Origin of the sequence: Flavobacterium pectinovorum, assembly GCF_022802975.1 — a bacterium.
GTDB lineage: Bacteria > Bacteroidota > Bacteroidia > Flavobacteriales > Flavobacteriaceae > Flavobacterium > Flavobacterium pectinovorum_B.
The window spans coordinates 463,520-488,116 of sequence record NZ_JAFEVZ010000001.1 but is presented as its reverse complement, the minus strand read 5'-3'; the positions used below and the strand labels follow the sequence as shown (position 1 = coordinate 488,116).

Genomic DNA, 24,597 nt, shown 5'->3' with positions numbered 1-24,597 from the left:
TGTCAATAAAAATCATTGATAAAAGTCAATAATTTTTATTATCAAATCGCACCTCTTTTTAGGTTTCTTATTTCTCATTTTTACACTATTCAACTAAAAAAAAATATTATGAAAAATTCAAATAAAAGTACTGCTGATTATGATTTTATCATAGTAGGTGGTGGTTCAGCAGGAGCCGTTATGGCTTCTCGTTTGAGCGAAAATATCAGCAAAAAAATTTTATTAATAGAGGGAGGGAATGCTTATCCGGCCTGGGACTACCCGGATGCTATTTCAAGTGCTGATAATCCTGGTGGAGATGCAGCTCATAACTGGGGATTTCAATCAGAGCCTACTTCCTACGGGAATAAAATAGATCTTCCCAGAGGAAAAGTCCTGGGAGGAAGTTCTGCCATTAATGGTGCAGTTGCTTTGCGCGCACGTCCTGAGGATTTTAAGAAATGGAATCTTCAAGGATGGTCTTTCGAAGAAATGCTTCCCTATTTTAAAAAATTAGAAAAAAGTGATTCAGGAGATAAAGAACTCCATGGATTTGACGGGCCTTTGCCCGTTCGCCAGCTCCTTAGAAGCGATTTAACTTCAGTTCAAAGAGCATTTGTAGATTCAACAATTAATATAGGCTACAAGGCTGTTGAAGATTTTGATAGCGCCCAGGCGAATGGCGTTGGTCCTTACCGAATGAATGTGGTAAATGGTGTACGTGTAAATACCGGCATGGCATATCTTTCAAATGAGGTGCGTGAACGCAAAAATCTTACCATCTTATCACAATCTATAGCTGACAGGGTTTTGTTTAATGGAACAAAAGCAATCGGTATACTTTTAGCCAATGGAGAGGAATTTTTAGCAAATGAGATCATTCTTTCAGGAGGCACTTATGGAAGTGCAGCAGTATTGTTAAGATCGGGTATCGGGCCCAAAAGTCAATTGGAAAAGCTCGGTATACCTTTAATTGCAGAACTTCCTGTTGGGGAGAACGTAAAGGACCACCCTTTTCATTATGCCGCTTTCGCTTTGCACAAAGAAATGGTAGAAACTAAATCACCTCCTATTGCAGCTAAATTATGGACCTCAGCATTTGATTCATCAGAACTGGATATTCATATCACAGCTACCCATCTTTTTCCCGATGAATACAGCCCTACACAAATGGGGTTCGTTTTAGGTGTGGCAGTTACTACCCCGCTTTCAAAAGGAAAAGTTTGGATTGAAACCAAAGATCCAAATATAAATCCAAAGGTAGACCTGAATTTTCTTGATGATAAAGAAGATACCAGAAGAATGATCGAGGGTGCTAAGATAGCAAGACGCATTGCCGCGGCAGCACCTTTTTCTAAATTCATTCACTCGGAAATTGCACCAGGAATTACAGTGCAGACAGATCAGGAACTGGAAGTAGCCATCAAACAAAACATAGCCAGCTACGCCCACCCTACAAGCAGTGCACCAATGGGAGATCTAAATTCTAAAGAGGCAGTTGTTGATTTACAAGGCAGAGTACATCAGGTAGAATCACTAAGGGTAGTTGATGCTTCAATTTTCCCAGACATCATTTCGGCAGCTACCAATATAACGGTAATTGCTGTTGCAGAAAAAATAGCAGAAAAAATAGCTCAGCAAAATGGATAATAATCAATTGAATAAAACAGCTAACCTGACAAGAGTCAAAGGTTATAGTTTGGATACAGAAATAGCAGAGGCAATGTCAAATTTTGCCGATCAACATCCTCCCGGAGAATTTCCGCAAAAGGGCGACTGGCAAATATTAAGAGAAACTCTAAATGGATTTTATGCAAATTTAAGTCAAAACTTCCCATTCCATCCAGAGGTTAGCACCAAGGATTTTAACATCAAAACAAGTACGGGCAATGAGATTAAAGTGCGATGGTACATCCCTCCGGGAAAAGTAGCTTCCGGATCAGCAATTGTTTATGTACATGGCGGTGGCAGGGTCTCCGGATCATTGGAGTTGTACGATCGGATTGTTTCACATTTTGCATATCAATCAGATGTTCCATTTCTTTCTGTGGATTATCATCTTGCTCCGGAAGTACAGGGTGATGCACAGGCTGAAGAAGTTTTTAGTGCTTTAACCTGGCTAAAAAAACAAGCTGTTGCTCTGGAAATAGATGAAGACAGAATTGCTGTTATGGGCGACAGTGCAGGTGGTGGTATTGCAGCTGCAGTGGCTATTTTGGCACGTGACCGTAAAGTTCAGTTGTCACATCAAATCCTGATATATCCTATGTTAGACGATCGAATAATTACTCCTGATGAGCGATTATTACCTTTTGCAGTTTGGACCTATGATAACAACTATACAGGATGGACCGCATCGCTTGGTGAAGACCGAGGAAAAGATGGAGTTTCTGCTATAGCTTCGCCTGCACGTCTTACTGAATTTAAAGGTTTGCCACCGACTTTTATTTCTGTAGGTGATCTGGATATTTTTCGCAATGAGAATTTAGAATATGCCGGTAAATTAGCAAAAGCAGGTGTTCCAATTGAGTTTCACCTGCATCAGGGAGCTCCGCATGGTTTTGAATTTATAGCACCTGATGCTAATGTTTCCAAAAGAGCAATGGCTGACTATATCCGTATTATAAAGTCGGTTTAAAATGTAATTTTCTAATGAATGGAAAATGAATAAAAAATAAAATTATGACAACATCAATAAAAAGAGTGGCCCTGATCACAGGAGCATCTACAGGTATGGGCCGTGCATTTGCAATTCGTTTAGCTAAAGATGGAATTGCGATAGCCGTTAATTATATAGGAGATCCTGAACAAGCTGAGGCAGTAGTAAAGGAAATTAGGGAGGCAGGGGGTACTGCCGTTGGATTTGCGGCAGATGTTAGTAAAGTGGATGCTATTGTCCAACTTTTCAATGACGTTGTCAAAGAATTTGGAGGTATTGATATTGTAGTGGCTAATGCTGGTATAGGAATAATGGGAATCCCTATTATTGATGTTACCGAAGAAGACTTCGACCGTATTAATAGCGTAAATTATAAAGGAACCTTTTTTGTAATGCAACAAGCGGCCAAACATGTTCGCAATGGCGGCCGTATTATTCAGATATCCTCAACAAGTTCTCTTTATCCAGCTGCCGGCCTTGGTATTTATTCACCTAGTAAAGCTCCTGGTAAAGTAATTACTGAAATCTTAGCACAAGAACTTGGTTCTCGCCAAATATCTGTAAATAGTGTTTTTCCCGGACCAACTAAAACTCCATTAATGGAAAAAGAAGTATCAAAAGAAGAATTAGAACGCATCGGAACAACAATGAACTTAGGCAGAATGGGAGAACCGGAAGACATTGCCGGTGTAGTAGCATTCCTTGTTGGCCCTGAAGGCGGTTGGATAAACGGACAACAAATAATTGCCAATGGTGGTGGTAGAATTTAACTTTTAATAAAAAAATAATATGGAAATTGGAATAGACAGTTTTGCATCTGGCACAATTAAAAATGCCGTTGATGGAGCAGATATACTCGAAGATTTATTAACACGAATAGAACAGGCGGATCAGGCAGGTCTTTCCAGTTTTGGTATTGGAGAACACCATCGTGGAGAATTTTTTGATTCAGCACCAGCCGTAATTTTGGCGGCTGCAGCCGCTAGAACAAAACAAATTAGATTAACCAGTGCCGTAACTGTTTTGAGCGCTGCCGATCCAGTGCGGGTTTTTCAGGAATTTGCGACTCTTGATCTTATTTCTAGAGGAAGAACAGAATTAGTTGTAGGAAGGGGTTCGTTTACAGAATCATTTCCTTTATTCGGATTCAATCTTCAGGATTATGATGCCCTTTTCTTGGAAAAATTGGAATTGCTAATCCAAATTCAAAATAATGAAAAACTGACTTGGTCAGGAAAGTTCAGAGCTCCTTTAAACAATCAGCCTATATATCCAAGACCGTTTCAAGATACATTGCCTTTATGGATTGGTGTTGGCGGTACTCCTGCATCCTTTGTAAGAGCAGGTAGACTAGGATTGCCACTAATGATTGCCATTATTGGTGGTGAAACAAGACGATTTCGAGGATTAGTTGATATGTATCGAGAAGCGGGAAGAGAAGCAGGACACTCTCCGGAACAATTAAAAGTAGGCATTCATTCTTTAGGTTATGTTGCTAATGACAGACAAAAAGCTTTTGCTAATTATTATCCTGGCTACGCCGAAACGGTTACCCGAATAGGAAGAGAAAGAGGCTGGCCACCAATGACAGCGGGGCATTTTGAAGCCCAAGTGGGTAAAAATGGTGCTTTATTAGTCGGCGAACCAGAAGAGGTTGCAGATAAAATTATTCGATTTAGTGAAGATTTGGGAGGAGTTTCCAGATTTACTTTCCAGATGGATAATGCAGGTTTAACACATTCACAATTAATGGAATCTATTGAATTGATTGGAAGTAAAGTGATTCCATTAGTAAATAATTATAACAACTAAAAATGAAAAACAGATTAGAAAATAAGGTATGTATTATCACAGGAACTGGAGGTAGTATTGGACGTGCCGCGGCAATCCGTTTTGCGGCAGAAGGAGCTTTGGTGGTTGGTTGTGATTATAATAGCGATGCTGGTCAGAAAACATTAGATTTAATCTTGGCATCCGGAGGCAGTATGATTTCCCTTCACCCAGCCGATTTGACAAAGATAGAAGAGTGTAAAAAGTTAGTAGAACTTGCCATACAAACATACGGACGTATCGATGTACTTTTCAACAATGCTGCAATGGCGCACTTCAACTGGATTGAAGATATTAGTGAAGACGAATGGCATATGAACACCCGTGAAGAGGTTGATTTGGTATTTTTCTTGACTCAATCGGCGTGGCCATATTTAAAGAAAAGTCACGGCACAATTGTAAATACGGCTTCACTTTCGGGACACAGAACATTTAAAACGTTGGGTGCCCTTGCCCACGCAACCGCCAAGATGGGAATTATTGGTATGACAAAACAATTGGCTATGGAAGGTCGTGAACACGGAATGAGAGCCAATTCGATTTCGCCAGGTGTAATAGAAACTAACCAAACGCAGGAACAACTTAAAGATAAAGAATGGGCAGATTATATGATAGGAAAAACATTAGTTAGCCGTCTTGGTAAACCTGAAGAGGTTGCAAATACTGCCTTATTTCTGGCTTCAGATGAAAGTTCTTTCATAACAGGTGTTGATATTAAAGTTGATGGAGGAATGTCTATCTGGTAAAAAAACAAGTACAAAATAGTAAAAAAATGACAAACAATTCAGGTAAAATAGTCTTATTAACAGGTGGAAGCCGTGGACTTGGAAAACAGTCAGCCTTACAATTGGCAAAAAGTGGTTTTGATGTTATCATTACATTCCAATCCAGCAAAGAGTCCGCCCAAGAAGTAGTAAAAGAAATCAGATCCTTAGGCATGAAATCCTCAAGCCTGCAATTGGATTTAGAAAAAGTAGGGACTTTTGATGGATTTGTTTCCAGCTTAAAGGAAATTTTGGAAAAAGATTTTGGAAAAAATAAAATAGATGCATTAGTAAATAATGCCGGGACAGGGCATTATGCACCAATTGCAGAAACTACTGAAGAAGCGTTTGATGCAATGTCTTCCATTCATTTAAAAGCTCCATTTTTTCTTACTCAAAAATTACTTCACCTGATTAACGAAGGGGGAACTATTGTAAACACATCTTCTGGTTTAGCAAGATTTAGTTATCCAAATTACGCTGCGTATGCTATTATGAAAGCCGGTATTGATGCTTTAACCCGTTATCAGGCATTAGAATTTGGTCCTTTAAAAATCAGGGTCAATTCCATAGCCCCAGGAGCCATTGAAACAGATTTTGGCGGTGGAGCCGTTAGGGACAATAAAGCACTTAATGATATGATAGCTGGTAATACTGCACTAGGAAGAGTTGGTATACCTGATGATATTGGAAGCGTTGTTGCCTTTTTGTGTTCGGATGATTCCAAATGGATAAATGCACAAAGAATTGAAGTCTCCGGTGGGATTCACATCTAAGATCTAATATACGGCAAAGTCAGAAGTGTCTTTGCTGTATTTATAAATAATCAACACGGACTAAATTTCAGGTAGTAAAAGCATTTCTTATCAAATGGATTCCCTATTAACAAAGAATTACACAGGATATTTATTCCTTTTTAAATTTCAGTTTTATGATTAAGAATTATAAATATTTAAGCCCTTTTAAAATTTTAATTTCTTTTCACAAATTAATTGAAGGATTAGAACAAACAGCATTATCCGATATTGAGCATAAATCCAGTCATGCCAAGGGCATATTAAATCAAATACAGGATAAACCTGATTTTATTGCAGGTATTGATAATCTTGACCTAATTGAAAATAATCAGGAATTAATAAAAGATTTGCTAGATGACCTGTTCCCGGAAGCATTAACTCATAACGAAATAAAAGCAGCTACTCTGCCTTTTTACGATATTACATTTAATTACTCCGAGCGATTTAAAAAAATTTTAAACGATGCAGGAGTTTCTTTTGACTTCAGTATTAGAAATATGGATGAAGACCAGTTCTACATCATGAACTGTACGCTCATACTAAATGCCTACTACAACCAAAATATTGATTTTGGCCAGCCAATATTCTATGACATTCCTGATAAAAATGGTGTTCTGAAACATTATAAAATATTGTACAATGCTGACTTTTTAGAAATATATCCAACAGAAAACACCCGGTTTTTAACCCATACTGACATCGTAGAATTAATCGATAATTATGATAAAATCGATTTGTGGAAAAAAGCTTTCCCTTATAATTCATGGTTTTTAAAAGGTTTTGCCATACTGTCATTAGTAGATGTAACCATTGAAAATGCCGTTTCAAAACTAAAATCCAACTTACTGAAAACCGATGTGGAAAAATCAAAACTTAACGATAGTTTTGAGTCCCTTTTCAGATCAGTTTTTAAGGTTCCCGATTTAAGAATAGGTCTAACTTTCTATGATCAGGATGAAGCTTCTTTTATAAGACCTCCTTTCAATCAAGGTAATTTGAACAGCTTTTTGCTATTAGATGTTAAGTCCGAAAATTATGAAAATATACCTTACCGATGGCCTTTTGAGAGTTTAATAAAAAGTAACAAGCCTTTTGTAATTCCTGATGTTTTAGAATTTGCCAAAACAAAAGAAAATTATCAATTTGGAGAACATTTGCTGAGCCAGGACATTCAAAGTTTTGTAGTGGTACCTGTCATCAAAGACAATAAATTGTTGGGATTATTTGAATTGGCCTCTCCAACGATCAGGGCTCTAAATTCTGTTAATGCCACCAAGCTGGAAATGATCTTGCCTTATATATCAGAGACTATTGAGAAGAGTAATGCTGATATGGTAAATCAATTGGAGGCTATTATTCAAAATGAATATACTTCAATTCATCCCAGCGTTTATTGGAAATTCAAAAAAGAAGCCAAAAATTATTTCTATTCCAATACTCCCCTTAAAGATTATACTTTCAAAGAAATCATATTCAAAGAGGTTTATCCATTATATGGGCAAATAGATATTAAGAGTTCTTCGGAAAATAGAAATAATGCCATCGTAAGTGATTTGAAAAAACAGATCATTGAAATTATCAGGATAATTGAAATGGTGAACATTGATAAAAAAATGGGAGTTATCGACCAAAAAAAGTTTGAGCTGGAAAACTTTTTATTAGAACTGGACCAACCCCTTAAAAATAATTCTGAACAAAACATCCACTATTACATAGAAACTGAAATTCACTCTATCTTAAAAAGCGCTGAATCCAATCCAAAAACAAGAACACTTGTAAGTCAGTATCTCAAAAAATTGGATCCAAAAACAGAAATGTTCTATCAGACGCGAAAAGATCTTGATGATACTATAATGACTATCAACAAGCAGCTCACTAGCCTATTGGATGAGAAACAAACCAATGCACAAAATATTTTTCCTCATTATTATGAACGCTTTAAAACTGATGGTGTGGAACACAATCTATACATCGGAGCATCCATAGAACCAAATAAAGTTTTCGATACTATGTATTTGCACAACCTGAGGCTTTGGCAGCTGGAAACACTTTGCAAAATGGAATTAGAGCATCATAAAATAAAAAGAACCCTACCATATAATCTTGATGTAACCTCACTTATTTTAGTATTCTCCTCTCCTATTTCTGTTCGTTTCAGAATGGATGAAAAACGCTTTGATGTAGACGGAGCCTATAATGCAAGATACGAAGTAGTAAAAAAAAGAATTGACAAGGCATTGGTAAGAAATTCAGACGAGCGCATTACTGAAAAAGGAAAAATAACAATCGTTTATTCAAATTTTAACGAAGAAAAAGAATACATCAAGTATATCAAATTCTTACAGCATAAAGGTTTACTGGAAACTAATATAGAGAAATTAGATGTCGAAAATCTGCAAGGTGTCTCGGGTTTAAAAGCCCTTAGGGTTAAAATAAAACATAACGACAATATCCTATTGATCGAAGCTCAGGTATTTATAGAGGCACTTTTCAAAGAAAGATTAGACTCAAAATACTCCTATCATAATCTGGAACACACAAAAAATGTTGTTATGGGTATTGAAACCATTTGCAATGCCGAAAAAATAGATCAAACAAAAACAGATATACTCCTTTTGGCAGCCTGGTTTCATGATGCCGGTTACATACATGGAGTTGAAGATCATGAAAAAAACAGTATCAGGATTGCCTTGGATTTTCTATTGGAAAAAAACATCTCGGATAACATTCAGCAAAAAGTAAGTGATTTAATTTTGGCAACCACATTTAATCATACTCCTAAAAACCAACTTGAAAAAATAATTAAAGATGCTGACAATTCACACTTGTCCAGCCAAAATTATCCAGAATCATTAGTGCAGCTAAGAGCCGAATGGGAAAACACGACGGACAGGAAATATCTTGATACAGAATGGTATAACCTCAATATTGAATTTCTTAAAAAACATCAGTATTACACAAAATTTGCACAAAAAGAATGGCAAATTTTAAAGGAAGAAAACCTAAGTTTAATTGAAAAAAAACGGCTAAATCAATTGTAGTATGAAAGAAAGTGGACCTGAAAATGATCAGTTAGAAAAATCATTTTTAACAGAAAATGATAAAAAAATCAAACAACCAAAATTAGAAAAATCAGGTAAAGGTATTGATACTATGTTTCGTATTACACTTAGCAATCACAATAATTTAAGCCGTTTAGTAGACAATAAAGCTCATATCTTATTATCTGTAAATGCTATAATCATTTCTATCTCGCTTTCAAAGATTATTCCAAAACTGGACAATCCGATAAATGTAAATTTAGTCATACCAACATTAATTTTAATTGTCTCCAGTGTAGCTTCAATGGTATTTGCTATTCTGGCCACCAGGCCTAATGTCACAAAAGGCAGTTTTACAAAAAATGAAGTAAAGGAGAAAAAGGTAAATCTTTTGTTTTTTGGAAATTTTTATAAAATGCCTTACGAAGATTATAATTGGGCAATGAATGAATTAATCAAAGATAGTCAGTATATATACAATTCTATGATTAAAGATTTATATCATCTGGGAATAATCCTGGAAAAAAAATATCGATTATTGAGAATCACCTACAACATCTTTATGCTGGGAATTTTTATTTCTGTTCTGGCTTTTCTAATCGCTTTCAAATTTAGATAACAAAAAATAATTATGAGAATACACCCACTCCAATATCTTTTGATAGTAGCATTGCTAATAGAATCATGTGCTACTCTTAAACCACAATACAGTTCTTCCAATACTCAGCAGGAAATTTATCCAAATGACAAAAAATTAGTGCATACTTTTTTTCTTATTGGAGATGCAGGCAACGGTTTGGTAAGCGATAGTATACATCAATCAAATGCACTGGCAGAGAACTTAAAAACAGCCTCAAAAAATAGTACATTGCTTTTTTTGGGCGACAATATTTATCCGGCCGGACTGCCTGAAAAAGAAGACAATAAAGGAAATGAGGCCAAGAAAAAACTGCAGGAACAAATTGATATAACCTCTTCTTTTAAGGGAAAAACTATTTTTATTCCGGGTAATCATGATTGGTACAGCCAAGGTGTTCAGGGACTAAAAAGAGAGCAGGAGTTTGTAGAAAAACAACTGGGTAAAAAATCATTTCTGCCTAAAAACGGCTGCGCAGTAGAGACGGTAGATATAAGCGATGATATCGTGCTGATCATTGTCGACTCGCAGTGGTATATAACCAATTGGGATAAGGAGCCGACCATAAATGAAGATTGTGACATAAAAACAAGAGCTGCTTTTTTAGACGAATTTAGAAGTGAAATTAAAAAAGCAAGAGGAAAAACAACCTTTGTTGCCATTCATCATCCTATGTTCAGCAATGGCCCTCACGGCGGTCAGTACTCTTTTAAAAGTTATTTAAAACCATTTCCTGTTTTAGGAAGTGCAAAGAACTTAATACGGGAAACCAGCGGTATTGCCAATGCCGATATACAGAATAAATTTTATAATGAATTAAAAAAGAATTTAGTCGCTGCAGCCCAACAGAACGATAAGGTGATTTTTATTTCAGGTCATGAACACAGTCTGCAGTATATTGTTCAGGATAATCTGCATCAAATCATCAGCGGCTCGGGTTCAAAAACCTCAGAAACCAGAAATAGAAAAGGAGGCAGGTTTTCTTATGGAGTAAATGGCTATTCGATCGTGGATGTTTTTGATGACGGATCTTCATTTGTACGCTTTATCAACAGTAATAACAGTACAGTGGTTTACCAGTCATGTGTTTTAGAACCTGATACCAAAAAACAGGACAGAACATTTGAATCTAATTTCCCTTCCCAGGTCAGCAGCTGTATATATGATAAAAAAGCAACTGATAAATCCAGCTTTTATAAATTTTTGTGGGGAGAAAAATACAGAGATCTTTACAGCATTCCGGTAACTGTAAAAACAGCAGATCTTGATACGCTTCTGGGCGGACTGACACCGGTTAGAAAAGGCGGCGGAAATCAGTCTAAAACACTGCGGTTAAAAACCAAAGACGGAAGGCAGTATGTGATACGGGCAATGAAAAAAAATGCCAGCCAATTCATTCAGTCCAGTTTTTTCAAAGATCAATATGTAGAGGGTAAATTTAAAAACACAGCCTCAGAAAGTTTTATAATGGATGTTTTTACAGGTTCTTATCCTTATGCTCCATTAGTAATACCCGCACTTTCTGAGGCAATAGGAGTTCACCATCTAAATCCAAAATTGTATTACATACCTAAACAAAAAGCATTAGGCGATTTTAATGACGAATTTGGAGATGAATTATACATTTTGGAAGAGCAGGCTTCAGAGGGTAATATCGAGCTTACAGATTCTAATTTCACCGGTAATGTAATTAGTACGGCAGACCTTTTATTAGAACTACATTCAGATGAAAGTAAAACAGTAGACGAAGCGGCTTATATCAGGGCACGATTATTTGATATGCTCATTAATGACTGGGACAGGCATCAGGACCAATGGAGATGGCTGGAGTTTAATGAAAACGGGAAAACCGTTTTCAGGCCATTGCCCAGAGACCGCGATCAGGCTTTTTCTAAAATGTCAGATGGCTTTATTTTAGGGGCTGCCGTAAAATTAATACCGCCGGCAAAACTACTGCGAAAATACAGTGAAGACTTAAAAGATGTCAGAGGTTTTAATATAGAGCCCTATCCGCTTGACATGGCCTTTATAAAGGCGGCAGATAAAACTATCTGGGACAAACAGGTCCGTTTAATACAAAATAATCTGACCAGTGAGGTAATCGAAAATGCTTTTCAAAACATTCCAAAAGAAGTCAATGATCTAACTACTGCATCTATAAAGCAGCTGCTTTTGGCAAGAAAAGATAACCTGCAGAAAATAGCAGACCGGTATTTTAAATTAGTAAACAAGTATGCTGTTATAACTGCAACCAACAAAGATGATTTCATCACAATAGAATGCGGAGATAGTACCATTGTATCTGTATTCAGAAAAAAGAAAAATGACGTTAGAGAGCTGTCCTTTCGTAAAATTTACGATCCTAAACTCACTAAAGAACTCTGGATTTACGGACTTGACGATAAAGACAATTTTGAAGTTACCGGTAAGAGCAAAAAAATAAAAATTCGTCTTATAGGCGGGCAGAACAATGATGAGTTTATCGTGGAGAATGGCAAAAATATATACATCTACGATTATAAAACGAAAAAGAATACGATTGAAAACGTAGAGAATGCTAGTGTAAAATACAGAGATGACTATAATGTAAATACATATGATTATAAGAAATTAAAACTCAATACCAATCAAATTATTCCACTTCTAGGTGCAAATCCGGATGATGGATTAAAAATTGGGCTGAATGATATTTATACGGGCTATGGTTTTGAACGAAATCCTTTTACGGCAAGACACCAGTTTAAGGGAGCTTATTATTTTGCAACCAATGGATTTGAGCTGGGTTATAAAGGAGAATTTGCTAATGTAATTGGAAAATTTAACCTTGTAATTGAGTCTGATTTTCAAAGTGCCAATTTCAGCCAGAACTTTTTTGGATATGGTAATGAGACTCAAAACAATGACGATATTTATGGCCTAGACTACAATCGCGTAAAAGTACGGAAATTTGGTTTTGCACCGTCACTGGTATGGAGAGCAAATGGCGGTGGCGATCTCGCATTTGGCTTATCCTATAAATCAGTAGAAGTAGATGATACAAAGGGCAGATTTATTGATAACAACAGCGAATTACCCAATACAATTTTTCAAAAAAATCAGTTTGCAGGAATCAATTCAAAATATCAATTTGAAAATTACGACAATAAAGCCTTTCCCACTATAGGAATGAAAACAGCTTTAGAAGTTGGTTTTATCTCAAGTCTTGAAAATAGCAAAAGAAATTTCGTCTATATAATTCCCGAAGTGAGCTTTAATCATAAACTGGATTCCTCGGGAAAATTAGTACTGGCTACGCAAATAAAAAGCCACATTATTTTCAATGATAATTTTGAATTTTATCAGGCCGCTTCCATTGGTGGTAATAACGGCTTGCGAGGGTTTAGAAACGAACGTTTTACAGGACAGCAATCCTTATTTCACAATACTGACATAAGGTATACATTCAGCAGTATGAAAACAACACTTATCCCAATACGATTAGGTATTTATGGGGGTTTTGATTATGGAAGGATTTGGATAAAAGAAGATAATTCTAATAAATGGAACAATTCTTACGGCGGTGGGTTTTTTATCAATGGAGTAGAATTACTCACAGCAAATCTTGGCGTGTTTAATTCTATAGATGGCCTAAGGGTCGCTTTTGCCTTAGGTTTTCAATTTTAAAACCTAATAAATACTTACCATATTCTATCATAGATGTAAAAGGAAGTTGATTTCTCTCAATCATTTAATTAATAAAATAAAAACAATGCACAATACTATAATTCCTTCAGAAATTTCCTGGCTTTCTTTCAACAGCTGCATTTTAGATGAAGCTGCTGACAAGAATAATCAACTGTATGAGCGCATTAAATTCTTAGCCATTCATTCTTCCAATTTAGATGAGTTTTTCAGGGTAAAAGTCAATAAATTACTGGGAGACTCACAAAAAAACGGCAGACTATTGCACCAAATTTTATCAGAAGTTAAGCAGCAACAAAATAAATTCGGGATGATTTGGAAGGATACTATATTACCTGAATTAGCAGAGAATAAAATAGTTTTTTATGAAAATCAGGAAATTATAAACGAGCATTTAACGCAAATCGAATATTATTTTAAGAGTATTATATTGTCCTATATTCAGGTCATTTATATTTCACAAAACAATCCAAAACCTTATTTCCTGGATAACAGAGGATTGTATTTGCTGGTAAAACTAAAAGATACCAATGAAAGGTTTAATTATGCTTACCTGAATATTCCTTCGGACAAAATCGAACGTTATCAACTTTTAAACAGTTTAGAAGATACCCACTATATTATTTCTATTGACACCATTATCAAGAAATGTCTCTCCTTTATATTTCCCTTAGAACAAGTTGTCAGCTGCAATGCTATAAAATTAAATCGGGACGAAAACTATAGAATTGAAGATGAAACTTCGGGGGATTTAATTGCGAAAATTAAAGCGAAAATTGAGCAGAGAAAATCTGGCTCCTCGACACGGTTTCTCTACGATTTTAATATGGATCATGAAACTGTTTTAGTTTGTAAAAAAGCATTTGGGCTTCGGGAAAATGAGATGGTTGAAGGAGGCAGCCATCATAATCTCTTTGATTTGTTTAAATTTCCAAATCCGGTAAAACCAAAACTTCAAGATCAAAGTTACCCTGCTTTAAAGCATCTGGCTTTTGAGAATAACACCTCGATTTTTGAAACCATTGACAAGCAGAGCCAATTAATTCATTTTCCATACCAATCCTATTATTATGTACTGCAATTCTTTAATCAGGCTGCAATTCATAAAAATGTTACCGAAATAAAAATTACCCTATATCGTATCTCCTCACAATCATTGATAGCCAATGCACTGATAAGTGCTGCAAAAAACGGAAAAAAAGTGACCGTTTTTGTAGAAGTAAAAGCCAGATTTGATGAAAACAACAACTTGTTCTGGTCCAAAGAGATGAAAAAAGCAGGCATTAAAATTATTTACAGTATGCCTAATTTAAAAGTTCATGCCAAAGTGGCGATGGTTACAATGAAAAACAAAGATGGCAAAAATAAGTTTTACAGTTACTTATCGACTGGTAATTTTAATGAAACCACTGCCAGTATTTATTCTGATTTTGGTTTTTTTACTTCTGAAAAAAAATACACAACCGATTTAAAAAAAGTATTCCTGTTTTTAAAAACCAAGGAAAAAGCAAAAATGGTAAAAACCCTTTTGGTAGCTGGTTTTAACATGAAAGACGGCATTATTGATCTGATTGAAAATGAAATAAAAAACAAGAAGGCAGGAAAAGCAGCGTCAATACTACTAAAAGTAAATGGAATTGATGAAAAAATAATTATCGCTAAACTTATAGAAGCGAGCCAGGCTGGCGTTGAGATAACACTATTAGTACGTGGAATATGTACGCTGTTGCCTGGAATTAAAGATCAAACCGAAAACATAAAAATCTATCGTATTGTAGATATGTTTTTAGAGCATGGCAGAATTTACAGCTTTGCAAATGATGGAAAAGAAAAAATCTATTTATCATCTGCTGACATGTTGGACAGAAACTTAAACAGAAGAATTGAAGTCGGTTTTCCATTAAAAGAAGAAGAACATATAAAACAGATAAAAACAATACTTAAACTTCAGTTAGAGGATAATTCAAAAAAAAGAACAATAAATGACCAAGGATTTAATGATCCTATTCATATAGACAAAAACAACATTAGACGCTCTCAATCGGAAATTTACCACTGGATTGCACAAAACAACAAAAGTATAGTCTAAACTTCAAGAAATCATCTGCTGGTTTTCTTGAATGTAAAAATTGAGTGCTTGCTAATTCCAGATTTTTCAAATAAAAAAATAATTATAAACCAAAATAATGATCGCCTTACTACTTTATCCGATTTCATTAATCCCATTAAGAATTTTATATATTTTCTCAGATCTATGCGCTTACCTTCTTTATACTTTATTTAAATATCGTCGTAAAGTAGTGGCTGAGAATATTGCTAATTCATTTCCTATCCTAAGTACCTTTGAAAAAAAGGATATTGAAAAAAAATTCTACAAAAATTTCTGTGATAATTTTATTGAAACGATAAAACTGCTTTCAATGTCCCCAAAAAAACTGCAATCCCATATAACAGCAGATTACTCTGAGCTGAAGAAGGTCTTGGAAAAAAATCAAAATTGTCACATTTATCTTGGTCACCAATTCAATTGGGAGTGGGCAAATGCACATATTGCTTCTGCTTTTAAAAATGAAAATATAGTAGTGGCTTATAAACCTTTGAAAAATGCAATGGCCAATGATTTAATGCTGACAATCAGAAATCGTTTTGGATCAAAAATGGTATCTTCAAAAAATATGAGAAGAGATTTAAAAGCCTTTTCAGACAAACGCCATGTATTGATTTTAGTTGCAGATCAGAGCCCCAAGATTCCCGAAAAAAGTTATTGGACTTCGTTTTTATCGCAAAGAACCGCTTTCTTGAGCGGCACAGAACTCAACACCGCACATGATAGGACAACAAGTCTTTTTGCAAAGATAGTTTCTACGCAAAGAGGCCATTATAAATTTGTTCTCGAACCGCTTTTTGATTTTTCAAAAACATATGATACCGGCATTATTACAAAAGTTTTTGCAGAAAAACTCGAAAATGCCATTGTTTTAAATCCTGAAAATTATCTCTGGAGTCATAAACGCTGGAAACACATTTACAAAAATGAATATAAAAAAAGATGGCTGAATAAATCCGTTAAAGCACAAATAAATATTTAAAACATCTCCTAATCCATAATTGACAAGTGGGCAATTTAATTACAAAAGCAAAGCCATCATGAGAGAATCTCTAAAAAAATATATCGAGAGTCATATTAATTCTTCCTCAGCAGAAATTGATTCATTCTGTAATTTATTTCAATTGAAAGAAGTTAAGAAAAAATGCTGTTTATTAAAAAAAGGTGAAATCTGTAAATTTGAAGGTTTTGTAGTTAAAGGAATTTTCAGAATCTACCATATTGATAATAAAGGGGCTGAACAGATTCTTTATTTTGCATTGGAAAACTGGTGGATCACCGATATTGACAGCTTTACTAATGAGAAACCATCCGAGTTTTATATTCAAGCCCTTGAGGATAGTGTGGTGCTAATAATATCAAAAACAGATAAGGAATTCGCTTATCAAAGCATCGCTCAGATTGAAAAGTTATTTAGGATAATGACACAGAAAACCCTGGTTGCGCTGCAAAGAAGAATGATCGATAATTTAAGTAAAACAGCTCATCAGCGCTATATTGATTTTACTGAAAAATTTCCAATACATTACAGGCTTTCCAATCTTCACATTGCTTCATATCTTGGTATTACCCGAGAATTTCTAAGTAAAATAAGAAGTAAAATTGCTATTGAGAAATAAATGGAATGTTATAATAATTTTAGTCCACACCAGGCTTTACATGTCCATTTTTCATAACCGTGGAACAAGCTTCTTTTTTAACTATATCGAAGTATTGGCAGTGCATCCAATGCCTCTACTCTATTTCCTCGAACCCTAGCATTTACTATAATTCCTTGCTTTTAAGTTTTTTTTGCATTGTGAACTTCCAAAAGTCTGTTTCATTGAAAATCTCCAATTATAATCAATTGCATTGGCATTTGTAAAAGTCTATGAAAGAAAAGGAATATACCTAATTTAGTTCAAGTATATTCCTGATCAGAAACTGATATCGTAATCTATATCATACAATGCATCTGTTATTTGTATACTTTAGATTCCTCCGGTTAGAGATATCATAAATTCACCTGCTTTTTTAATTGCATCCCTGCCTTCAGGTAGCATTGAATGCCATAAAGGGAAATTATGAATCATTTTCGGCCACACTTCGAGTCTTACATGGACACCTGCCATAACAGCGTTGTGCGTAAACGTTAATGATTCGCTGAGCATTACTTCGGCTTCTCCAACTATTATATACATCGGAGGAAGACCATGAGGATCTGCATAAATAGGAGAAGCTAATGGAAGTTTTGCGTTAGAACCACCTAAATAAGCTGCTGCTTGTGTCTGAATACCCAAAAGGCTAACCACAGGATCAATACCTTCCCTAGTAGTATAAGTTTCACCACTCTGACTTAAATCAATCCATGGAGAGATTGGTATCCCTCCTGCAGGCAAAGGTACATTCCGGTCACGTGCAAAAAACATTAAATTGATAGTAGCATTTCCACCTGCAGAATCACCAGCAATTATTATTTTTTTAGGATCATAACCCTGGTCTAACAGCCACAAATATCCATCAAAAATATCTTCTAGAGGCTGTGGAAAAGGATACTCCGGTGCTAAACGGTAATCTATGGCAAACGTTTTCATTTTACCAGCTCTTCCAAGTTCACTTATCTCACCACGATGTGTTTCCGGACTTCCAAAGAGAAAAGCTCCTCCATGAATATAATATAAAACATGAGTATCGCGGGCTTCTGGTGAGATTGTCCATTCTCCTTTTATATCTCCTACAGCAACTGTTTCATATTTGATATCGTCCGCTACTGGTAATGTAGCGTACATTTTATTAGCCTGAATACGCAATTCAGGGATTGATGCATCAAAATCAAGATAAGTTTTGAAATAATTTCGAGCAATTTTAAGTTCCTTATACATGCTTTTATAATTAAATTTATAATAGCACAAAGTTCTGAAGGAAAAGGAGCTATATGTTAGGACATAATGGTCGACTATTGGTACTTTTTGTTCCAAACATGGAAACAGCTTTTATTTGTTTAGATATTTTTTAAACATCGATTTACGGTATTCGGTCGGAGAAAGTCCTTCTTGCTTTTTAAACTGACGAGAAAAATAGGAAAAATCCTTGAAACCAAGTTGTTCACTAATGTCCCCTACAGGAAGGTTACAGTAAACCAACATCCGTTTTGCTTCTGTCAATCCACGATCGCGAACCATAACACCTGCAGTTTTACCTGTTAAATTTTTAACGATCTTATTGAGATAGTTGGCAGAAATGTTTAGTTTGTCTGCATAAAATGCCAGATCTGCTTCTTCAGTATAATATTGCTCTATTAACTTTTTGAACTTTTTGTGAATTTGTACATGGAATGAATCCGATATATCTGTATGTGCTTTACTCATTAACCTCTGAATTCGATTAAGTAAAACTAGTAGCAATCCATTAATTATTAATGGTACTTTTACTTCTCTGTTTAACTCTTCAGTAATTGGATCAACAATCGCTCTGAGTTCATCTTTAGCATTTTCATCTAAACATAAGTATGGTTTGGTAAAACTTTCTTCCAAAAATGTAAGTTCAAAAATGGACTCTTGTGTCTGATGTGTCAGCAGAAATTGCTCTGTGAAGGAGATACTATATCCTTTGACCTTTTCCGGTGAACTTAATAAATGAATTTGCCCCGGTGAAGTTATAAGTAGGGTACCTGTTTCAATATGGATATCGTGATAATCTATAGTGTGAGTAAATGTCCCCTCAGTCACCCAGATTAATTCGTAAAAATCGTGTTTGTGCGGCCATTTTAAATCTTTAGGCCATGATAGATTTTCAAATCGTTCTAATTTAAATAAGTTTTCAATTTTTTTATCTGAAGAAAAATCCTCAATCCTATATGTTGGAATCATATCATGTTATAAAATTGTAAAACAAAGATAATCAATTTGAGTTATAGCACTTACAATATTATGTAATCGAAAATGAATTAAAATAGTTCTAAAAAATAACTTCTAAAGACTTCTAAATCTATCTCAACTATATTATTTTTTTTCTTTAAACCTTCTAAGCTGTTTATGGTCAACGTCAGTCCCATAAAGTAATATTTATTTAGTAAAATTAAAAGTATGGGATTCTCAGGCTCTTTTTATTTTAGACTTTAGGATAGTCGTAAAAAAAAGATGAATTAGTTCACATTTTTTGTAATATTTTATACACAAATTTGAAAATTATTTAAACCCAAATTTTTAATTATGAAAATGAAATCTACATTCTCGGTGTTCCTACTAACACTGATGTTCGGTTTTGCAAGCTGCAATAACGAAGAGACTGCTACCCAAAACGATCAAAGCAGTACAGTACAAACCACTACCGGACTTACGGCCAAAGTAGGCAATTGTGACCAAGTTCCCGGCTGGGCATCGCAAAACGGAGGAACCACAGGAGGCGGCAATGCCGCTGAAACCGCGGTTAGCACTTATGCACAGTTAAAGGCCGCAGTTGAGAGCAAAACTGTAAAAGTGATTAAAGTTACAGGTACTATCAGTATTACAACAAGATTAAGTCTAAAAGATCAGACTGGTAAGACAATTTACGGTACCAGCGGTGCTAAATTGGTATCTACCGATCAAACTAAAGCAAACTCAGGCATTATAAGTATTGCAAGATGCCAGAATCTTATCATCAGAAACCTGATTTTTGAAGGACCGGGAGCTTATGATGTGGATGGCTGGGATAGTGCCGTTATTGACAGCAGCCAGAACGTCTGGGTAGACCACTGTGAATTTAGAGATGGAGTCGACGGAAATTTAGACATCAAAAACCAATCTAATTATATTACGATCTCTTATACCAAATTCAACTACCTCAAAGCTCCAAGAGCTGGTGGTTCAGGAGGATCGGATGATCATAGATTCTCTAATTTAATAGGATCTGGTGACAATCGTCCACAAGATCGTGGAACATATAAAGTTACCTTTGCTCGCTGCTGGTGGGCTAGCGGCTGTAAAGCCAGAATGCCAAGAGTTCGATACGGTCAGGTGCATATCATCAATAGTTATTTTAACAGTTCAGCTAGTGCTCAGTGCATTATGGCTGGTCAAGAATCCAGTATTCGTGTAGAAAATAATGTATTTGAAAATGTTAACACACCAATTGATTTAATGGCAGGATATACCGCCGTAACGGCAGTAGGAAATATTTTTACCAACACTACCGGAAATACAGCAGGAAGTAATACCGCATTTACCCCTCCTTATTCGATAGTAACTTTGGATGCATCGGTAGTAAAGGCAGATATTTCTGCTGGAGCAGGAGCTACTTTTTCGGGAAATATTTGTGGTTCGTTTTAATAAGCAATATCTCTAAAAATAGAGCTGCCTTCTCATGGCAGCTCTATTACACTAAAGATAAACACTTTAGTCATGAAAAAATGAAACTTCAATATCAAAAAACAATAAACCTACTACTCCCCTATTTTCTATCAAATACTATTTCTTAACTTCAGTAAAGTCTTAAATTTATACTATTGTTACATTTTATCACTACTTATTTTTTATTAACAAAAAATTAGCATTAATATATGTATATACAAATATAGTATAGAGTATATTTGTATATACAAATTATAAACTTACTGCCATGACAATTGAAGAGGTTATAAAAAGTACAGTTATGATAAATAATGAGAAAAAAGTTATTCTGAATATTATGTACACACAAAATTTGATTCAGGATCATTTCAACGAGTCCATAAAACCATATGCTCTATCGGAAGAGCAATATAACGTATTGCGTATATTGAGAGGCCAAAAAGCAAATCCTGCCAATATGCGTGTGATACAGGAACGTATGCTAGCAAAAACAAGCAATACGACAAGATTAGTAGATAAACTATTATTAAAAAATCTTGTTACAAGAAATGTTTGTTTAGGTAACCGAAGAAAAATAGAAGTAGCAATAACACAAAAAGGATTGGATCTGTTAAAAGAATTAGATCCAAAAATACATGAACACGAACGTTATTTTGCAAAAAACATAAGTTCTGAAGAATTAGAAATATTAAACACATTACTGGAAAAATACCGAACCTAACAAAATAATAAAATATGAGTACACTCTTAGAAAATCAAAATTGGAGATATGCAACAAAACAGTATGATGCAACCAAAAAAATATCAGAGACAGATTTAAATACTATTAAAGAAGCTGTCCGATTAAGCGCTTCTTCATATGGCTTACAGCCATACAAAGTAATTATTGTTGAGAATCCAGACATTAGAGAACAATTGAAAGTTGCTGCTTATGGTCAGACTCAAATTACAGATGCTTCTCAACTATTCATTTTTGCAAATGACTTAAATATTGGCGATGAAGCTATAAGCAATTACATCAATAATATCAGCCAAACTAGAGGTGTTCCTGTTGCTGCTTTAGCGGGATTCAGTGATATGATGAAAGGAGCAATAACTAATTTGCCAACAGATACAAGAAACAATTGGTCAGCTAAACAAACTTATATTGCTTTAGGTAACTTACTAAGCGCTGCTGCTGAATTAAAAATTGACGCAACTCCAATGGAAGGTTTTAATGCAGCTGCATTCAACGAAATTCTAGGTTTCGATAAATTAGGCTTAAACGCTTCTGTTATTGCCACTGTAGGTTACAGACATGAAGATGATGATACGCAACATTATAAAAAAGTTAGAAAATCACAAGAAGAATTATTTATTACACTATAATTATTATTAATCCAAAATCAAATCTTAAAATTTAAACATGAAAAATTTAAAAACTATTGCAATAGCATTATTCATAGCAGCAGCTAGTATTTCAGTAAATGCTCAAACTAAAAAAATCGACGTTAAAGCATCTACTATCAAATGGGTAGGTAAAAAAGTAACTGGAGAGCACTCTGGAACTGTAAACTTTAAAGACGGAGCTGTAGTTTTCAAAGGAAAAAAATTAACCGGAGGAAGCTTTACAGTTGATATGACTTCATTAACTGCAACTGATTTAACTGGTGAATACCAAGGAAAATTGAATGGTCACTTAAAAGCTGACGATTTCTTTGGAACTGATAAATTCCCAACTGCAAAATTAGTTTTCAAAACTATCGGAGCTAAAGCAACTGACGTTTACACTGTAACTGCTGATTTAACTATCAAAGGAATCACTAAACCTGTAACTTTTGATATTACTGTAGCTGGAAACACTGCTACAACAGCTTTCAAAGTTGACAGAACTAAATACGATATCAAATACAACTCTGGTAACTTCTTTGAAAACTTAGGAGACAAAACTATCAATGACGATTTCGAATTGACAGTAGCTTTAAAATTCTAACATTTAAGAATTAGCGATTATATAAAAAACAAAAACAGTCTCATAATGAACATGCCCCAAAAAGTTAGATACTATTTGGGGCATTTTTTATGGAAAGAAAAAGTTAAGTATGATTATGCATTCAATCAAATTGTAAACTCGATAAATCTTTAATTTCTGTCGTTTCTAATTATCCTGATGAATGTTATCAAAATATAGGTTATTGATCATACTATGTATATAAATTAAATATAGAGAAAAGTAAAAACATCACCTCGAATTTTAATTCTCATAATAGTTTCAGTATTTAAAAAAATCTAAATTGAATCAATTTTCATATATTTAATAAAACAAATGTCATGGAAACATCATCAGTAATTTTTGACAAAATTCTCCGAAAACTCGCTGAAAATTATAACAAGAGCTACACTTTAGAATTTAACAATTTTAGTAAATCCATTTGTAATGTTCAGAAAAAAATTGCGAGATAAATCCGCTGAAAGACAAAATCAAGCAAACATACTAGATGAATTAATATTGCTGAATGATATGGGTTATATTTTTTTAAATTCAGATACGACGAAAGCTTTATAACCATAAAAGGTTTAATCAAAATCAATAATAAGGTTTTTTGTAATTAACTTTTTAATCTAAACAAAAAAATAAGAGATGTGGGTAAATGTAAAGATTTGAAAAATTGAAGAGTTATCTCAAACAATAAATTTGTTTTAAATATATTTAAATATTTCAATAATTAATACATTTATGACAATAGCAAAAGTGAGTTTATAATAAAGATATCTTTAATAAAATCTAAACAAAAGAGATTTTAATAGTTGCAACAATAAAATTAAATATTTGATGAGAAAAATTATTTTTTTATTTATTTTACTATTTGTGTCTCATTCGATATTAGGTCAGAATATCTATCAAAAGGATTCTATAGTAAATGATACAGCACATAACATAAGATTCAATTACAAACAGCTTATTATCCCAGGAGTTTTAATAGGATATGGTTTTTGGGGAGCTGAAAGCGGGCAGATTAAAAGTTTTAACTTTCAAATCCGTGACGAATTTACAGAGGACATTGATCAAAAGGTTACAATAGATGATTTTTCAAGATATGTTCCTGCTGTTTCTGTTTATGCGCTTAATGCGTTTGGGGTCAAGGGAAAAAATAATATGCGGGACCGATCTGTAATTCTGGCGACTTCAACAATCATAACCGTTGGATCTGTTTTTGCTTTGAAGTCGGTTACTAATGTAGAACGCCCGGATGGATCTTCCAACAATTCATTTCCTTCTGGTCATACCGCTATCGCTTTTGCAGGCGCTGAATTTTTATATCAGGAATATAAAGACAAATCCATATGGTACGGCGTGGCGGGGTATGCGGTGGCTGCAGGTACTGGGATATTTCGAATGTACAACAACAGGCACTGGCTTACAGATGTAGCTGCAGGTGCAGGAATTGGAATTCTGAGTACCAAAATTGCCTATTGGATGAATCCCTATATTTCAAGAAAATTATTTCATAGTGAACAAAATAAATCGACATCTTTTATAGCCCCGTCATACGACGGAAAGAATTTCACAATCTGCTATTTTAAAACATTTTAAGATGATTTAATTTAAATAAAGAGTCCTTTTATTCAGATTTTCTTCAGAATCGAAGAATTGCTAAAAAAACAAAATAACTAGCAAAAATTTAGATTTTAAACAAAAAACCGATCAAATGTCTAAAAGATATCTGATCGGTTTGGTGAACTGAGAGGGAGCAAATAAAAACCTTTTACTGGAAGATTTGAAAATTTTAGCCGACTGTTTTGACTGATTTTT

Annotated in this window: 19 protein-coding genes; 17 read left to right on the top strand and 2 right to left on the bottom strand. The window is 34.6% G+C overall.

What is annotated here, in order from left to right:
- Positions 1 to 108: 108 nt before the first annotated feature.
- The 12 genes from FLV_RS01995 (at position 109) to FLV_RS01940 (ending at position 17,114) form a co-directional block, all read left to right on the top strand.
- A complete protein-coding gene (locus FLV_RS01995; RefSeq protein ID WP_243230370.1) occupies positions 109 to 1,629 on the top strand; it encodes a GMC family oxidoreductase in 1,521 nt (506 codons plus the stop codon).
- The gene (locus FLV_RS01990) at positions 1,622 to 2,617 is read left to right on the top strand and encodes an alpha/beta hydrolase (RefSeq protein WP_243230369.1); all 996 of its coding nucleotides are present in this window, start codon (positions 1,622 to 1,624) and stop codon (positions 2,615 to 2,617) included. Before FLV_RS01995 ends, FLV_RS01990 begins: the two co-directional genes overlap by 8 nt.
- A 44-nt stretch (positions 2,618 to 2,661) precedes the next feature.
- Positions 2,662 to 3,408, top strand: coding sequence for an SDR family oxidoreductase (locus FLV_RS01985; protein WP_243230368.1), 747 nt, complete (start codon positions 2,662 to 2,664; stop codon positions 3,406 to 3,408).
- A 19-nt stretch (positions 3,409 to 3,427) separates the two neighbouring features.
- The gene (locus tag FLV_RS01980) at positions 3,428 to 4,450 is read left to right on the top strand and encodes an LLM class flavin-dependent oxidoreductase (RefSeq protein WP_243230367.1); all 1,023 of its coding nucleotides are present in this window, start codon (positions 3,428 to 3,430) and stop codon (positions 4,448 to 4,450) included.
- A gap of 2 nt (positions 4,451 to 4,452) precedes the next feature.
- Positions 4,453 to 5,214, top strand: coding sequence for an SDR family NAD(P)-dependent oxidoreductase (locus tag FLV_RS01975; protein WP_243230365.1), 762 nt, complete (start codon positions 4,453 to 4,455; stop codon positions 5,212 to 5,214).
- Positions 5,215 to 5,240: 26 nt separating this feature from the next.
- Positions 5,241 to 6,008, top strand: a complete 768-nt coding sequence (locus FLV_RS01970) for an SDR family NAD(P)-dependent oxidoreductase (RefSeq protein WP_243230363.1) — start codon at positions 5,241 to 5,243, stop codon at positions 6,006 to 6,008.
- Between the two features lie 155 nt (positions 6,009 to 6,163).
- Complete coding sequence (locus FLV_RS01965) at positions 6,164 to 9,070, top strand: HD domain-containing protein (RefSeq protein ID WP_243230362.1); 2,907 nt, start codon at positions 6,164 to 6,166, stop codon at positions 9,068 to 9,070.
- Position 9,071: 1 nt separating this feature from the next.
- Positions 9,072 to 9,689 (top strand): Pycsar system effector family protein, encoded by a 618-nt coding sequence (locus tag FLV_RS01960; protein WP_243230361.1) that lies wholly within the window; start codon positions 9,072 to 9,074, stop codon positions 9,687 to 9,689.
- Positions 9,690 to 9,701: 12 nt separating this feature from the next.
- A complete protein-coding gene (locus tag FLV_RS01955; protein ID WP_243230360.1) occupies positions 9,702 to 13,370 on the top strand; it encodes a metallophosphoesterase in 3,669 nt (1,222 codons plus the stop codon).
- Between the two features lie 85 nt (positions 13,371 to 13,455).
- Positions 13,456 to 15,477: a polyphosphate kinase 1 gene (gene ppk1 / locus FLV_RS01950; RefSeq protein WP_243230359.1), complete on the top strand. Its 2,022-nt coding sequence runs from the start codon at positions 13,456 to 13,458 to the stop codon at positions 15,475 to 15,477.
- Positions 15,478 to 15,574: 97 nt separating this feature from the next.
- Positions 15,575 to 16,477: a lysophospholipid acyltransferase family protein gene (locus tag FLV_RS01945; RefSeq protein ID WP_243230358.1), complete on the top strand. Its 903-nt coding sequence runs from the start codon at positions 15,575 to 15,577 to the stop codon at positions 16,475 to 16,477.
- A 58-nt stretch (positions 16,478 to 16,535) separates the two neighbouring features.
- The gene (locus tag FLV_RS01940) at positions 16,536 to 17,114 is read left to right on the top strand and encodes a Crp/Fnr family transcriptional regulator (protein WP_243230357.1); all 579 of its coding nucleotides are present in this window, start codon (positions 16,536 to 16,538) and stop codon (positions 17,112 to 17,114) included.
- 351 nt (positions 17,115 to 17,465) lie between these two features.
- Here FLV_RS01940 and FLV_RS01935 read toward each other — a convergent pair whose 3' ends face one another.
- Positions 17,466 to 18,356 carry an alpha/beta hydrolase gene (locus FLV_RS01935; protein ID WP_243230356.1) on the bottom strand — a complete coding sequence of 297 codons (891 nt, stop codon included), beginning with the start codon at positions 18,354 to 18,356 and terminating at the stop codon, positions 17,466 to 17,468.
- 111 nt (positions 18,357 to 18,467) lie between these two features.
- Complete coding sequence (locus FLV_RS01930; protein ID WP_243230354.1) at positions 18,468 to 19,343, bottom strand: helix-turn-helix domain-containing protein; 876 nt, start codon at positions 19,341 to 19,343, stop codon at positions 18,468 to 18,470.
- A 342-nt stretch (positions 19,344 to 19,685) separates the two neighbouring features.
- Here FLV_RS01930 and FLV_RS01925 point away from each other — a divergent pair, with 342 nt between their 5' ends.
- From FLV_RS01925 to FLV_RS01905, 5 genes are all read left to right on the top strand, one after another.
- A complete protein-coding gene (locus FLV_RS01925; protein WP_243230353.1) occupies positions 19,686 to 20,783 on the top strand; it encodes a polysaccharide lyase family 1 protein in 1,098 nt (365 codons plus the stop codon).
- Between the two features lie 289 nt (positions 20,784 to 21,072).
- Positions 21,073 to 21,525: a MarR family winged helix-turn-helix transcriptional regulator gene (locus FLV_RS01920; protein ID WP_243230352.1), complete on the top strand. Its 453-nt coding sequence runs from the start codon at positions 21,073 to 21,075 to the stop codon at positions 21,523 to 21,525.
- Between the two features lie 14 nt (positions 21,526 to 21,539).
- A complete protein-coding gene (locus FLV_RS01915; protein WP_243230351.1) occupies positions 21,540 to 22,172 on the top strand; it encodes an NAD(P)H-dependent oxidoreductase in 633 nt (210 codons plus the stop codon).
- 37 nt (positions 22,173 to 22,209) lie between these two features.
- Positions 22,210 to 22,776: a YceI family protein gene (locus FLV_RS01910; RefSeq protein ID WP_243230350.1), complete on the top strand. Its 567-nt coding sequence runs from the start codon at positions 22,210 to 22,212 to the stop codon at positions 22,774 to 22,776.
- An 840-nt stretch (positions 22,777 to 23,616) separates the two neighbouring features.
- A complete protein-coding gene (locus tag FLV_RS01905) occupies positions 23,617 to 24,378 on the top strand; it encodes a phosphatase PAP2 family protein (RefSeq protein ID WP_243230349.1) in 762 nt (253 codons plus the stop codon).
- Positions 24,379 to 24,597 lie beyond the last annotated feature (219 nt).